Below are 13913 nucleotides of genomic sequence, written 5' to 3'. Positions count from 1 at the left end.
TTTTGATGCAAAAACTGCCTAAAGCCCATGCACTGAAAGCGCTTGCAGCTTCCATTTTGATAGCTGTTCAGTGTGTTTCTCCTTTGATGTCCCCCGTTCAGGCTGCGGGCCTGCCCACACTGGGCGATGGTGCGTCCTCGCTGACCACGGGCGATGAGCGGCGTCTGGGCGACTCCATCGTCAAGGAGCTGTACCGTGACCCGGATTATCTGGATGACCCGGTGCTGCAGGAGTATGTAGAGGGCATCTGGCTGCATTTGCAGGATGCGGCGCGCAAGAATGGTGAGCTTTCGCAGGAGCTGGAAGACCGCTTTGCCTGGACGCTGATTCTGGGCAAGGACCGCCAGGTCAACGCGTTTGCGCTGCCCGGTGGCTATATGGGCGTGTATCTGGGATTGATCAGTGTGGTCAGCAGCGGCGACGAGCTGGCTTCGGTGATTGCCCACGAAACCAGCCACATCACGCAGCGCCACATTGCGCGCATGCTGGCCCAGCAGGGCAAGCAGACGCCGCTGATGCTGGCTTCCATGCTGCTGGGGGCGCTGGCAGCCACGCGCAGCCCCGATGCGGCCATGGCCATCATGATGGGCGGGCCGGCGGCGGTGATGCAGAACCAGCTGAATTTCTCGCGCGCGATGGAGAGCGAGGCCGACCGCATGGGGTACAGCCTGATGGCTCCCGCCGGTTTTGCACCACAAGGTTTTGTGGGCATGTTTGGCAAGCTGCAGCAGGCCAGCAGGCTCAATGACAACGGCAGCTGGCCCTATCTGCGCAGCCACCCGCTGACCACGCAGCGCATTGCCGATATGGATTCGCGTGTGCCGCCGGGCAAGCGTTCTGCGGACCCTGTGCCTACGCTGGAGCATGTGATGATGGCGGCCCGCGCGCGCGTGATCTCCAATGCGGGCGTGGATGTACGCCGCCAGTGGGCAGTGCTGCCGCGATCGGGTAGTTTTGGGTCTGTGAGTCAGGCCGAGCAGGTGGGGCAGTTGTATGCCGCCACGCTCAGCGCCATGTATCTGCGTGACTGGGCGCTGGCGCGGGAGATGGTGCAGCGCTTGCTGACGGCTACAGCGGGGAACGCACAGGCCAGTATTCAAGCCAAATGGCTGAATGCCGAGCTGGAATTGAAGGCTGACAACCCGCAGGCCGCGCTGGCTGCCTTGCCACTGCAGTCCAGCAATGCGCCGCAGCCTGCGCCCAAGGTGACGGCCAGCGGAAACCTGGCCGGGCCAAGTCTGGCCACCATCAATGTGGTGGAGCATGTTGCCCCGCGCAGGCCAGAGCTGATGCTGCGCGCCGAGATTCTGCTCAAGCTCAATCAGGCGGCTCCTGTGGTCAGCCCCTTGCAGACCTGGGTGACGGACCATCCACGCGATGGATCTGCCTGGCAGACGCTGGCGCGCGTGTGGCGCAGTCAGGGCCAGGAAATGCGAGCGCTGCGCGCCGAGGCGGAGGCCCAGGTGGCCCACTATGACTATGCGGCGGCCGTAGATCGCTTCAAGGCCGCGCAAGACCTGGCCCGCAAGGCTGGGGCCAAGGCGGATTACTTTGAGGCTTCCATCATCGACACGCGTTTGCGCGCGGTGGAGGAATTACTCCGGGAACAGCTGAGCGACAAGTCGATCAATAAGTAGGCCCAGCACCGAGTAAATCAGCGCGCCCAGCATGGCGGCCCAGAAGCCGGTGACGTGAAAGCCGCCCAGCATGCCAGAAGCCATCCAGAACATCAGGCCGTTGACCACGAACAGGAACAGGCCCACGGTGATGATGGTCACCGGCAGGGTCAGCACCACCAGGATGGGCCGGATGATGGTGTTGAGCAGGCCAATCACCAGCGCGGCAATCATGGCGGAGCCAAAGCTCTGCACCTGAACACCGCTGTAGATATACGCGACCCCGAGAAGAGCCGCCGCGCAAAGAAGCCATTTGACGAGGATTTTCATGCTGCTCAGCATAGCAGCTGACTGTGGCGGTGGTTTGCGCCATATCGCGCTCAGGCATGAAAAAAGCCTTGTGAGGCCTTTGCCGCACAAGGCTTGCTGAATCAGCGATAGATGCTCTTAAAACGAGAGCGAATCCTCGATCACAAAACCCATCATGGCTGCAACAGCCGCCACGGTACCGGGAAGGTTCCAGCGCTGGGCGGTGGTGGGGGCCGTCTGCATCGCTTCCTGTTTGGGGCGGCGTGCATCAATGATCTGCGCGGTACCGTGCTCTTGCTGCAGCTCGGCAATCAGCTCATTCAGCGGGCCTTTGGCCAGCACGGGCGTGACTTTGGCGCCAGAGGCGGCCATCACAGGCATCAGAGAGGTAAACAGCTTGTCCGCCCACTTGCCACGCCAGTTTTCACGGGCACGGTGGCTGACCCATTTGCTCACGCGGTGCGTCATGCGCGGTGCGCAGGCCACCAGCAGCCAGTGGGAAGATGCCGACTGGCTGGATCCGGCCAGCGCCTCCAGCATGGGCTGGGCGTAAGCGGCATCATCTACGTAAACAATGACGGGGTTCAAAGTGTGTCCTTGCGGGCAGAAGGGGTTGAGGAATGCAGCGAACCTGTAGGAAGACGCTGACTTGCTTCTATTGTGAGTCGTGAAGGCGCGGGCAGTTCCGCAAACCTTCACGAATTCCTGGGTTTTTCACCCAGAGTGCGTCACAGGCTTAGTGCGCAGCAGGAGCGGGGCGGCGGCTGGCAATCCACTTGCCCAGAGCCAGCACCAGCAGCGCGCCACCGATGTGGGCCGTCCAGTACAGCGTCTTGGAGATGTCGGCCAGACCTTGAGCATCTGTCGTGCCCAGCTTGGGCATCCACAGCCACTTTTCGGTGTTCACGAACACGGGGTCGGTCACAAACATGCCGCCGGCAATCCAGCCCAGTAGCATGCCGCCCGCCACGATGATCATGGGGAAGCGCTCCATCAGCTTGATGACCAGCTGCGAGCCCCAGACGATGATGGGCACCGAGATCAGCAGACCCAGCACGATCAGCAGCATCTGGTGGTCGCCAGAGCTTTGTGCGGCGCCAGCGATGGCAATCACGTTGTCCACAGACATCACCAGGTCGGCCACGATGATGGTCTTGATGGCGGCAAACAGCTTGTCGCTGCCTTCGATGTTGTCGTGACCTTCTTCATCTGGAGCGATCAGCTTGATACCAATCCAGATCAGCAGGATGGCACCCACGACCTTCAGGAACGGCAGCTGCAGCAGCACCATGGCAAACGCGATCAGGATGATGCGCAGGACGATGGCACCAGCCGTGCCATAGATGATGCCCTTGCGGCGTTGCTCAGGCGGCAGCTTGCGGCAGGCCAGCGCGATCACAACCGCGTTGTCGCCACCCAGCAGAATGTCGATGATGATGATTTGGCCCAGCGCAATCCAGAAGGGCGTGTGGGTCAGAAAGTCCAGATCCATGTTATTTCCTCGTTGTCGAATGCTGCCGCCAGCAGTCTGCAAATCTTTTGCATGTGCTGCCAGTAGTAGATGACCGATGTGACGTAAGTCGAAGCGCTGACTCGGGCGAGGAAAACCATGCTCGAGGGGGAACACTTTGATCGACCATCATCGGGTCCATCAAAGGTCTCGCTCGATTGCGGTGTGTGACTGCAATCCGGCAGGCCGGAAGCCATAGGCTTCGTATTGACGACCTGACCGCTGCTGGCGCTGAGCCAGCTGGGAGCTACTCCCCTTCGAAGCGGCGGATTTCATCACAGCAAGCGGATCAAGGCAAGTCTTAAAACCCAGAAGATTGACAGGTTTAATAAATAAGAACTGCCCTGAAGCGCTTGTCTCGATTGCGGTTGCAGCTACTATTTGAAGAGCAACCTTGCAGCCACTGCGTTGCTGCATGCGGCTTATGATGGCCAGCGGAACCTCACTGCCCATGACTGCTGCCATTCACATCACCGACCTCGAAGCCGCCATCAACTACTGGAGAAATCGCGCCCCGTCGCCCGATGGCGTGCTGCTGGCGCCAGAGGTACGGGCACTGGCCGAGGTCTATGCGCTGATGATTCATGCGAAGGAGTCAGAAGTCGCGGTGGCAGGCTTTCCTTCACACGCCATGGCGGCCTGGCTGGTCTGGTTTGACACCATGCCCGACACGCCTTGCATTGCCATCTGCTCTACCAGCCAGGGCGATGAGAAATGCAAGGGCTGTGGCCGCAGTTTTGACGAGGTGCAGCACTGGACGGCTATGGAGCCCTTTGAAAAGCGTGCGGTGTGGCGGCGCATTACGGTGGAGGGCGACTCCTGGCGCTTCAACCGCTATGCAGAGCGTGCGGCAGAGCGGCGCGGGCAGAGCTTTTAACGGACTGCCGTTTCGAAACTCCGAAAGTGTTTGCTGCCGGTGTCAGGGGAACGGCGGCAGCGGCCATCAAAGCCGCCGCCATCGCTATCAGCGTTTACGCGATGCTCAGTTGACGGTCCATAACCGAGCATTGCTTGCGTTGCGGATTTCCAGCTTGCCCGCACTGGTCAGCACCAGTGTGCTGCCGACCTGCCTTTTCGCCGTTTTGTCGTCAGGCCATTTTTTGAGCACTTTCTCACGCAAGTCATAGGCGATCAGGCGGCCGGCGGTGCGGTCAAAGGCAACGCGCCCGCCGGGATGATCGGTAAACCCGCTTTCCCATACCTTGGACTTGCCCGTCACACCACCTGTGCCCCCAGCGCGCTTGAGCGCATAAAGCACGAGGTTGCCGTTGTCTTCGCGGATAAGCTGGTGCGTTTTGGTCACGACCTGGTTGAGTTGATCCCAGTTCAACTCGCCCACACGCCATGTGACTTCGGCGGGCACGGCTGCTGCGGAGCGCTGATCGATGGGCAGGCACTGCTCGGAACCAGCACCCCCCGGTGCTGGGGGAAAGCTGTAGAGCTTTGCTGCGATGAGCGGAATGCGGTGCTCCAGGCTGAAGATCTTGATTTCCGGCAGCAGGGTGATCTTGACCTCTTTGCCGCCCAGCTTGACCTCGATGCCTGGTTTGAGCTTGGCGGCAGCAGCCAGCTTCAGATCCATGCCAAAAGCCAGCGATTTGCCAGTCACGCCGCAGGTAGGCGGCAACTGTTTGACCGCATCCTGCGGGAAATTGCTGGCTTGCATGCCGCCAATCTGGCCCACCAGTGCCAGGGGCAGGGAGGCGCCTGCACTGCCTTCCAGCAGGCTCTCGGCCACACCGCGCGGGCCAGCGGTCACGGCCAGTTGCACGCCGGGCGAGAACTCGCCATTGGCCACCACGCCCATGCTCATCTTGGAATAGGTCTTGACCTTGAAGTTGCCGCTGGCGCGTTGTGGAATCTTGATGCCATAGCAGAGGGTGACCTTCAGCACCTTCTTGCAGCGTGCACCAATGTCCACATCCATGTCATAGAACATGCGCACCTGTTTGGCCATTTTGACCTGCAGTCCGATAGCACCCTCGGTGGTGGCGGTGATGCCCGCCTTGAGCTTGACCGGAAACACTACGCCTGAAGGGCTGGCACGGTTGAGCAGCAGCTCAATGCCCAGCAGGGTCTTGGTGTCGCTCACTGTTTTCACGCGCTTGAGTTCGGCGGGCGAGGATGTCTGGCCAGCGGGCAGCTTTGCCGCAGCCTCGTCCACACCGGTGTTTGGCGCTGTGCCACCCGCACCGCTTGCCATGGCACTCATGCTGTCTGCGCTCTGGTTGGCGGGGAACGTCAGATTGTTCCATTGCGTGTTGCCCTTATCGTCTTTCACGCCGACTGCGCCAAAGGCCTGGCTGCTGTTGCCCACGCCAGCGAGGGCTTCTGCACCTACGGTCAGGTCAATCACGCCACGGCCATTGGCCGAGAAATCCACCGCAGCAAAGGGGAAGACGGGCAGTGGCATCCAGCGCAGCGACATGCTGCCGTAGGGCGTGACGGCAAGATTGCCTTCAAGCTTGAACTTGCCCAGCAGGATGCCCTGCTGGAACTTGATCTCCAGCAGGCTGACGTTACAGCCCAGGTTCTGGTCAGGCAGCAGATCAACCAGCATGGTGCACTTGGCGGGGCTGGCAGCGGCCTTGGCCGATCTTGCCGCCAGTGTTTTGGCATGGCTGCTGGAGCTGACGCTCAGCAGCGTGCAGTCTGGCGCGGAGGGGTTGGTGGCACAGGCACTGGCAACGCTGCGCACAGCCGCCTGACCGCTGCTGAGCTGCACAGTGGATTCACTGCGCAGCAGCTGAAAGCCACCATTGCCGCCATCGACCAGGTAATAGCCATGGCCTGCGGGAATCGCCCGGCCATAGCCGGGAATCCACACCGTCAGATCGCGCGCGGCATTGAGCTGGCTGCTCTGGCCAGTGCTGGCTGTCGATGTGCTGCGTAGCTTCTGAGTCTGTTGCTGCAGTTTTTGCAACTGGGGGTCTTCCTCGCCATTCAGCGTGATCTTGACCTGCGCGACTTCATCAAACATGGCGACTTCGCCCGAGTCGAAGGCCGAGACAGCGCTGTAAACCTCGCCGGGCTCTACATCTTGTACCTGAAAGCGCCAGCTGCTGGGGGTACTGGCGGGCAGCACTGCGGTGATGCGCTGCAAGGCGTATTCCGCGCTGAATCGGGCCAGCACGGTGTTCACGCTGGCATTGTTCAGCGCCTGCACCAGTGCCGGGTTGCTGACCTGGCTGATCTGCACCACATCGCCGGTGTACAGCGCGTCATAGCTGGCGTTGTGGCTGTCCAGTTCAATGAGGCCGGTGATGTTCTCCAGCAGCGTGTTTTCGGTCAGGCCGAACTGTGCCGACACATGCTCATCCTGGTTGGCGATGACGCGGCAGCCGCCGTCAGACAGGGTTTCGGGGCAGCCGGCCCAGCGCACGAATTTCCAGCCCTCATCGGGCGTGGCGCGCAGCGTCAGCGTTGCAGGCGGGCTGGCGCTGCGGTCGTAGCGATAGATCATGCGCGGGTTGCTGGCATCGAGCGTGACTTGAGGCTGCTCGGCAATGTGGATGCTGCCGCCGGCGTCCGTATCGATACTCAGGCTGCCCAGGGTGTTCTGATCCTGGCTAGGGGGCGAGACGCTTTCGTAAGCCTCAAAAGCCTCTTGCAGGGCGGCATCCAGCTGATCGGGGGCCTGGGTATAGGTTTGTTCCAGCGTCAGGCCGCTGGACAGGGGGCTGCGGATGGCGCTGAGATAGTCGAACGTGATGCGCTGCAGGTGGGGCTGCAACTGGGGGTTGAAGGCCAGAGCGTCATCAAAGTTGACCATGCCGTCTCCGGTCAGGTCCGATCGGATGAACTGTGCGGCCATATCATCCTGATAGTGGCGAATGCGCTCGTTGGTCTGCAGCTCCACATAGTCGTCAGTGCGACGGCTGATGTAATCGCTCAATGGGTTGGCAATGACGCCGAACTGCTGAAGTTGCCGTCCCGTCAGCAGCAAGTGGCCATAGTGTGTGGCTGGGCTGCCCTGCGGGGTATCGACCGTGGTGCCCTCTTGCTGGGCGGCCAGCCGTGCGCTTTCATTGACCTTGCCAATGCGCAGAGTCAGCAGCTGATCGGCGAGATCATCGGGCAGTTGCAGCGTGGCGACGGCACCCGAGAAGGACGCTTCTGGCAGGTCACGGTCTGGAAAGTCCACCGCCTGCACGGTCAGCAGGTCATGCTGCGCAGCACCGGGCAGCAGTGAAACCACGGTTGCTGCTGCCGGGCGGTTGCTGGAGGAAGGCGTCCAGCCATCGCTTCCATCGCCACCGCCACAAGCCTGCAAAAGTAGTGTGAAGGCTGGGATCAGCCAGTACTTTTGGAACGGAAATCTCATCTGCCCTCTACCTCTTGCTATGGGTTGGCAGACGCGAGTTCCGCCAACTTTTCTTTGTTACAGACTGAAACTGTATAGAGGGCGCAAGGGCAGGGGAATCACTGAAATCAGTTAATTTCAGCGATGGAGTGCATTATTTCCAGCGCACAGGCTCCACAAACACCGTGCCCAGATTGCTGGACAGCGTCAGCTGGCCTTCCTGAATCGTGGCCTGCAGCTGCATGCTGCGCTCGGCCAGGCTGCCCAACTGCTGGGCGACTTCGGAGTCGATGTAGTGCACTTCCAGCTTGCTCTGGCGGGCCAGCTTGCCTTCCAGGCCCTTCCACCAGATGTGGGCGGCGTGATTGAAGGGGTAGACCAGCATGTGGTCGGACTTGTTGCAGGCCTTGGTAATGGGCTTTTCGTCGGGCTGGCCCACTTCGATCCACAGGCGCTTCTGGCCGGTGTAATCGGTGATGTGCACGTCCGGATCGTCCGGGTCGCTCAATCCAATGCCAAAGCCCAGCGTGCCGTCGCCGTTGCACAGGTCCTGCAGCTTCCACGCGTTCAGCGCCAGGGCGACCAGGCGCACCATCATGCGGTCGTCTGTCTCGCTGGGGTGGCGGGCCAGCGTCAGATTGTGGTCGGCGTAGTAGTTGTGGTCGATGTCGGCAATCGACAGATTGGCTTTGAAGATGGTGGACTTGATGGCCATGGCGGTGCTGCCCGCAGGCAGTCCTTTTGAAAACTATCAAAAACAAGAGCTGCCAGCGCCAATTAATATTGGCTTTGGCAGCTCTTTGATGCTGAAGCGCTTGTACATCAAGCACTAGCAGCTATCTTTTTTAAACGCGTTTAGCGAGTTCGGCAGCTTTGCCGATGTAGCTGGCGGGGGTCATGGCCAGCAGGCGGTCCTTGTCGGCCTGAGGAATTTCCAGGCCGTTGATCAGGCGGTGCAGGTCTTCGGCCAGCACGGTCTTGCCGCGTGTGACTTCCTTGAGCTTTTCATAAGCGCCCTGCACGCCATAGCGGCGCATCACGGTCTGGATAGGCTCGGCCAGCACTTCCCAGGCGTGGTTCAGGTCGTCCTGCAGGCGCTCTTCGTTGAGTTCCAGCTTGTTCAGGCCAGTCATCAGCGAGGCGTAGGCCAGCGTCGTGTAGCCAAAGGCCACGCCGATGTTGCGCAGCACGGTGGAGTCGGTCAGGTCACGCTGCCAGCGGCTGATCGGCAGCTTTTCGGCCAGGTGCTTGAGCATGGCGTTGGCCATGCCCAGATTGCCTTCGCAGTTCTCGAAGTCGATGGGATTGACCTTGTGGGGCATGGTGGACGAACCGATTTCGCCAGCCTTCAGGCGCTGCTTGAAGAAGCCCAGGGAGACATAGCCCCAGATGTCGCGCGACAGGTCGATCAGGATGGTGTTGGTGCGCGCCATGGCATCGAACAGCTCGGCCATGTAGTCATGGGGCTCGATCTGGATGGAATAGGGCTGGAAGTTGATGCCCAGGCCCTTGGGCTCGGCGGATTCCACCACGTTCTTGCTGAAGGCTTCCCAGTCAAATTCAGGCCAGGCCGACAGGTGGGCGTTGTAGTTGCCCACGGCGCCGTTCATCTTGCCCAGAATCTTTACGCCGGCGATGTTGGCGTAGGCCTTTTGCAGGCGCACGACCACGTTGGCGATTTCCTTGCCCACGGTGGTGGGGGATGCGGTCTGGCCGTGCGTGCGGCTCAGCATGGGCACTTCTGCGTACAGGTGGGCCATTTCGCGCAGCTTGGCGATGATGCCTTCCACGGCGGGCAGCAGCACGGTGTCACGACCGACGCGGATCTGCAGGGCGTGGCTGGTGTTGTTGATGTCTTCGCTGGTGCAGGCAAAGTGCACGAATTCGGCAGCGGCCTGCAGCTCGGCGCGGCCATCGAACTTGGCCTTGATCCAGTACTCCACGGCCTTCACGTCGTGGTTGGTGGTCTTCTCGATGGCCTTGATGGCGTCTGCATCCGCTTCGGAGAAGTTGGCGACCAAAGCGTGCAGATAGTCGCGCGATTCGGCCGACAGCGCGGGGAATTCGGCAAAGCCAGCGTCCGACAGGGCGATGAACCAGGTCACCTCGACCTGAACACGGCGATGCATATAGCCGTATTCGCTCATGATGGGGCGCAGGGCAGACAGCTTGGCGGCGTAGCGGCCGTCCAAGGGAGAAATGGCGGTGAGGGAGGACAGGTTCATGGTGGCGCAATTGTAGGTGCGCCGCATCAGTCGCATGCCGCGCTGGGTTGCTTGGCTGCTGTGACCGGGGTGTTGGTAACAGGCCAGCACCGCGCAAGCGCGGCGGCAGGCTGCGCATAGAATCAGTTGAGCCGGCCTGTCGCCGGTGATTCGTGCATGGAACAGCAGCTATGAAACTGATCGGCTCCACTACCAGTGCCTACGTTCGCAAAGTGCGCGTTGTGCTGGCGGAAAAGAAGCTTGACTATCAATTTATCGAGGAGAACCCCTGGGAGGCCGAGCAGCAGCCCGGTACCGGTAATCCTCTGGGCAAAGTGCCGCGCCTGGTCATGGAGGGCACGGAGGCCATGTTCGATTCCCGCGTCATCGTGGAATATCTGGACACACTCTCGCCCGTGGGCAAGCTGATTCCCGGCACCGGGCGTGAACGCGCCGAAGTCAAAACCTGGGAAGCCCTGGCTGACGGTCTGCTGGATGCTGGGGGGCTGGCGCGCCTGGAGGCGAGCTGGGCCGGGCGCAGCGATGTGCAGCGCAGCCAGGCCTGGATAGATCGCCAGATGGGCAAAGTGAAGGCGGCGCTGCAAGTGATGTCTCAGGGCCTGGGTGAAAAGCCGTTTTGCTGCGGTGGCATTCATCTGACGCTGGCCGATATCAGCGTGTGCTGCGCACTGGCCTGGCTGGATTTCCGCTTTCCCGAGCTGGACTGGCGCGCGGACCATGCCAATCTTGACGTTTTGCTGAAGAAACTCAGCCAGCGGCCGAGCTTTGTCAATACGGTTCCTCATTAGCGCGAAACGCTTGACAGCATGAAAAAGGCCACCTTGCGGTGGCCTTTTTGCTGGCGTAAAAAAGTTGCGAAGCATCCCGAAACGAATTAAGAGAGGGAGGGAGGAGAAGCGCTCCGGGGTTTCTTCAATGGATGACCCAAGGGCTTCGCAACATGAAATGTGGGGGAGCAGTTCTCTCTAATTCGCTGCACCTGTCTATCAGATGAGACACTGTTGCAGAAGTTCCAGCCCTGAGGGGTAGCAATTTTGTAACAGTTCGCTGCTGACCCACTCGCTCATGTAAGCATTTTTTGATGAATCCTGCCGGTGCTGAAAAAACAGGCAGGATTTGGCGCTTCATGCGGCGGGTGCGCTATCGAATACGGACTGCCACAGGGCCAGCACCGCATCGCGTTGCACGCGGGTCTGGTCCTGCTCCATCTGGCCCGATTGCTCATCGAGCCGCGCTACGTGCTGCAGGCGGCGCAGTTCGCGGTAGGCCTTGGCGGCGGCATAGCCCACGCCTTTGGGCAGCAGGCCCGCATCTTCGGCGCGCTGCAGCAGGGCAATGTTGCCGACGTTGGCAATCAGCTCGCGGTGTTCGCCCGAATGGGCCAGCACCAGGTACTGCACGGCAAACTCCACGTCCACCATGCCGCCGGAGCTGTGCTTGACGTCAAACAGGCCACCGCGCACCGGATGGGCGCTGCGCACGCGTTCGCGCATGGTCTTGATTTCGCTGCGCAGGGCGGCGGCGTCACGCGGGGCGGTGATGACGGCCTCGCGCACATCATCAAAGCGCTGGTGCAGGTGCAGGTCGGTGACCGGCTCGCCAGTGGTGGTGGCAAAGTCACGGCTGCCCAGCACAAAGCGGGCGCGGGTCATGGCCTGGTGTTCCCAGGTCCAGGCCGTATTGCTGCCGCGCTGCTGCTGGTAGTTGGCATAGGACTCGAAACTGGTCACCAGCAGGCCGGAGTTGCCGTTGGGGCGCAGGGCCGTGTCGATCTCGAACAGGTCGCCTTCGCCTGTCTTTACGGTGAGCCAGTTGATGAGCTTGCGCACATAGGCGGCATAGACTTCGGCGGCGCGGTCGTCGTCGTCATCGAAGACAAAGACGATGTCCAGATCGCTGCCGTAGCCGAGTTCCTTGCCGCCCAGCTTGCCGTAGCCCACGATGCCAAAGCGGGGGCTGTCGCGATGGCGGTTTTTCAGGCGGCTCCAGCACCACTGGGCGGTGATGCGCAGCACGCTCTCGGCCAGGGCGCTCAAGTCATCGGCCACCTGCTCCACGGTGATGCGGCCTTCAATGTCACGCGCCAGGGTGCGGAAGACCTCGGCATGGTGAGCACGGCGCAGTAGGTTGAGCAGGGTTTCGTCGTCGTCTTCACCTGTGGACTGCAGCGCGGCCAGGCGCAGGGCCAGCTCATGCTCGAAGTCCGCCGCAACAAAGCGTTCCTTGAAGATGGCGTCACTGGCCAGCTCATCAATCACGCCGGGGTGCTGCTGCAGGTAACGGGCGGGCCAGCGGGCGGCACCCAAAAGGTGTAGCAGTCTTTCGTGTACCGCCGGGCGCTCCAGCAGCAAAGCCAGATAGCTTTCGCGGCGCAGCAGCGGCTCCAGCCAGTTCAGAAAGCGCTTGGCGGCTTCCTCGGTGGCCTGGCCGCTTTCCACCCATTGCGCCGTGCGCTCGACCAGGCGGAACAGGCGTGCGCGGGCTTCGTCGCGCAGGCCGGTGATGCGGGAGTTGTTGCGCCAGTCGGCCACCTGACCGGCCAGAACCGGTGGCAGCAGCTCGATCATGTCTTCAATTTCCTGCGGCGATGGCGTGTTGCTGGCGCCTTTGGCGGTGCTGCACTTGCCGTTGCTGCATTGTTCGTCGCCGCCAAGCAGGGTGTCGAACTCCTGCGCTACCAGCTCGCGGTGTTCGTCGAGCTGGTGCAGGAAGGCGCGGCTGTCGGCAAAGCCCATGGTGCGGGCAATCCACAGCAGGTCATCGTCGCGGGTGGGCAGCACATGGGTCTGCTGGTCATCCAGGTATTGAATACGGTGCTCGACCTGGCGCAGGAAGGTGTAGGCGCGGCTCAGGGCGTCGGCAATCTCGGCGCTCATCAGGTTGGCGCGCACCAGGCGCTGCAGGGCTTCGAGTGTGGGGCGGCAGCGCAGCTCGGGGAACTGGCCGCCGCGCACCACTTGCAGCAGCTGCACGATGAATTCGATCTCGCGGATACCACCGCGTGAGAGCTTGACGTCGTTGGCGCGCTCGGGATGGCCGGCGCTGCGCTTGGCGGCGTGCTCGCGAATCTGGCGGTGCAGGCTGCGCAGCGAGTCGAACACCGCATAGTCCAGATAGCGGCGGAACACAAAGGGCAGCACCACACCGCGCAGGGCCTGCACATTGGGCGTCTGAATGTCGGCCAGCGGGGCGACGATGCGGCTCTTGAGCCATGCAAAGCGTTCCCATTCGCGGCCGTGGATCTGCAGGTATTCCTCCAGTGAGGCCAGCGATACGGCGGGTGCGCCCGAGTTGCCATTGGGCCGCAGGGCCAGATCGACGCGAAAGACAAAGCCGTGTTCGGTGGTGTCGCCCACCAGCGCATAAATGCCTTTGACAGCGCGGCCAAAGTACTCGTGGTTGGAGATGATGCCGCGGCCGTCGGCCTGGCCAGCGGTCTCGCCATCGTGCTCATAGACGTAGATGAGGTCGATGTCGCTGGAGACATTGAGCTCGCGCGCGCCCAGCTTGCCCATGCCTATGACCCACAGCTGCACGGGCTGGCCGTCCGGGCCCCGTGGCGCGCCGTGGCGGGCATCGAGTTCGGTGCGAACCTGGGCACTTGCACGGTCCAGAGCCAGCTCAGCCAGCTCTGTGACTGCCTTGACGACTATGGAAAGAGGAGCACTTTGCTCGCAGTCCAGAACAATGCAGCGCTCCATCACCAGCTGGCGCAGCACGCGCAGCGCGGCGGAAAGGTCCAGGCCACGCTGCTGCAGCGTGTTCAGCGCCTGCTCCATCAAAGCGCGGTCGGGAGGGCCGGGCGGCAAGGCATCAAACCAGTTTTCGTAGCGGCGGTGAAGACGCTGCACAAAGCGCGAATACTGGGCCGGGGACGACTCGTTGAGGGCTTGTTCTGCCATTGCTTGCTCTGGGGACTGCATACGGACCGTTAAAAATGGTGTCCAGCA

General features: G+C 61.5%; 11 protein-coding genes. 3 read left to right on the top strand and 8 right to left on the bottom strand.

Annotated features, from left to right (window positions below; all coding sequences use genetic code 11):
* Nucleotides 1-5 precede the first annotated feature (5 nt).
* The gene (locus tag JDW18_RS22270) at nucleotides 6-1637 is read left to right on the top strand and encodes a M48 family metalloprotease (RefSeq protein WP_218241752.1); all 1632 of its coding nucleotides are present in this window, start codon (nucleotides 6-8) and stop codon (nucleotides 1635-1637) included.
* Here JDW18_RS22270 and JDW18_RS22265 read toward each other — a convergent pair.
* From JDW18_RS22265 to JDW18_RS22250, 4 genes are all read right to left on the bottom strand, one after another.
* Nucleotides 1596-1946: a phage holin family protein gene (locus JDW18_RS22265; protein WP_218241751.1), complete on the bottom strand. Its 351-nt coding sequence runs from the start codon at nucleotides 1944-1946 to the stop codon at nucleotides 1596-1598. The two genes, JDW18_RS22270 and JDW18_RS22265, sit on opposite strands and share 42 nt — an antisense overlap.
* Nucleotides 1947-2063: 117 nt before the next feature.
* Nucleotides 2064-2513 (bottom strand): hypothetical protein, encoded by a 450-nt coding sequence (locus JDW18_RS22260; protein WP_218241750.1) that lies wholly within the window; start codon nucleotides 2511-2513, stop codon nucleotides 2064-2066.
* A 148-nt stretch (nucleotides 2514-2661) separates the two neighbouring features.
* Complete coding sequence (locus JDW18_RS22255; RefSeq protein ID WP_218241749.1) at nucleotides 2662-3417, bottom strand: TerC family protein; 756 nt, start codon at nucleotides 3415-3417, stop codon at nucleotides 2662-2664.
* Nucleotides 3418-3576: 159 nt separating this feature from the next.
* Nucleotides 3577-3900, bottom strand: coding sequence for a hypothetical protein (locus tag JDW18_RS22250; RefSeq protein ID WP_218244033.1), 324 nt, complete (start codon nucleotides 3898-3900; stop codon nucleotides 3577-3579).
* Here JDW18_RS22250 and JDW18_RS22245 point away from each other — a divergent pair.
* Nucleotides 3887-4312: a DUF3717 domain-containing protein gene (locus JDW18_RS22245; protein ID WP_246610180.1), complete on the top strand. Its 426-nt coding sequence runs from the start codon at nucleotides 3887-3889 to the stop codon at nucleotides 4310-4312. The genes JDW18_RS22250 and JDW18_RS22245 overlap by 14 nt on opposite strands.
* A 105-nt stretch (nucleotides 4313-4417) precedes the next feature.
* Here the strand turns inward: JDW18_RS22245 and JDW18_RS22240 are convergent, their stop codons facing one another.
* The 3 genes from JDW18_RS22240 to purB form a co-directional block, all read right to left on the bottom strand.
* On the bottom strand, nucleotides 4418-7759 hold the full coding sequence (locus JDW18_RS22240; protein ID WP_218241747.1) for a hypothetical protein: 3342 nt from the start codon (nucleotides 7757-7759) through the stop codon (nucleotides 4418-4420).
* A gap of 133 nt (nucleotides 7760-7892) precedes the next feature.
* Complete coding sequence (locus tag JDW18_RS22235) at nucleotides 7893-8453, bottom strand: YaeQ family protein (RefSeq protein ID WP_218241746.1); 561 nt, start codon at nucleotides 8451-8453, stop codon at nucleotides 7893-7895.
* 130 nt (nucleotides 8454-8583) lie between these two features.
* On the bottom strand, nucleotides 8584-9963 hold the full coding sequence (gene purB / locus JDW18_RS22230; RefSeq protein ID WP_218241745.1) for an adenylosuccinate lyase: 1380 nt from the start codon (nucleotides 9961-9963) through the stop codon (nucleotides 8584-8586).
* A 170-nt stretch (nucleotides 9964-10133) separates the two neighbouring features.
* Between purB and JDW18_RS22225 the strand changes: the two genes are divergently transcribed.
* Nucleotides 10134-10751, top strand: coding sequence for a glutathione S-transferase family protein (locus JDW18_RS22225; RefSeq protein ID WP_218241744.1), 618 nt, complete (start codon nucleotides 10134-10136; stop codon nucleotides 10749-10751).
* Nucleotides 10752-11087: 336 nt separating this feature from the next.
* On the opposite strand, the gene glnE is transcribed toward JDW18_RS22225, so the two are convergent.
* Complete coding sequence (gene glnE / locus JDW18_RS22220) at nucleotides 11088-13865, bottom strand: bifunctional [glutamate--ammonia ligase]-adenylyl-L-tyrosine phosphorylase/[glutamate--ammonia-ligase] adenylyltransferase (RefSeq protein WP_218241743.1); 2778 nt, start codon at nucleotides 13863-13865, stop codon at nucleotides 11088-11090.
* Nucleotides 13866-13913: the final 48 nt, after the last annotated feature.

The organism is Comamonas fluminis, assembly GCF_019186805.1.
Lineage (GTDB): Bacteria > Pseudomonadota > Gammaproteobacteria > Burkholderiales > Burkholderiaceae_C > Comamonas > Comamonas fluminis.
This window is presented reverse-complemented; position numbering and strand designations above follow the sequence as displayed.

Bases quoted from the DNA above. Each gene is read 5' to 3' on its own strand.
- JDW18_RS22270 (WP_218241752.1), top strand. From the start codon at position 6: ATGCAAAAACTGCCTAAAGCCCATGCACTGAAAGCGCTTGCAGCTTCC.
- JDW18_RS22265 (WP_218241751.1), bottom strand. From the start codon at position 1,946: ATGAAAATCCTCGTCAAATGGCTTCTTTGCGCGGCGGCTCTTCTCGGG.
- JDW18_RS22255 (WP_218241749.1), bottom strand. From the start codon at position 3,417: ATGGATCTGGACTTTCTGACCCACACGCCCTTCTGGATTGCGCTGGGC.
- JDW18_RS22245 (WP_246610180.1), top strand. From the start codon at position 3,887: ATGACTGCTGCCATTCACATCACCGACCTCGAAGCCGCCATCAACTAC.
- JDW18_RS22250 (WP_218244033.1), bottom strand. From the start codon at position 3,900: ATGGCAGCAGTCATGGGCAGTGAGGTTCCGCTGGCCATCATAAGCCGC.
- JDW18_RS22240 (WP_218241747.1), bottom strand. From the start codon at position 7,759: ATGAGATTTCCGTTCCAAAAGTACTGGCTGATCCCAGCCTTCACACTA.
- JDW18_RS22235 (WP_218241746.1), bottom strand. From the start codon at position 8,453: ATGGCCATCAAGTCCACCATCTTCAAAGCCAATCTGTCGATTGCCGAC.
- purB (WP_218241745.1), bottom strand. From the start codon at position 9,963: ATGAACCTGTCCTCCCTCACCGCCATTTCTCCCTTGGACGGCCGCTAC.
- JDW18_RS22225 (WP_218241744.1), top strand. From the start codon at position 10,134: ATGAAACTGATCGGCTCCACTACCAGTGCCTACGTTCGCAAAGTGCGC.
- glnE (WP_218241743.1), bottom strand. From the start codon at position 13,865: ATGGCAGAACAAGCCCTCAACGAGTCGTCCCCGGCCCAGTATTCGCGC.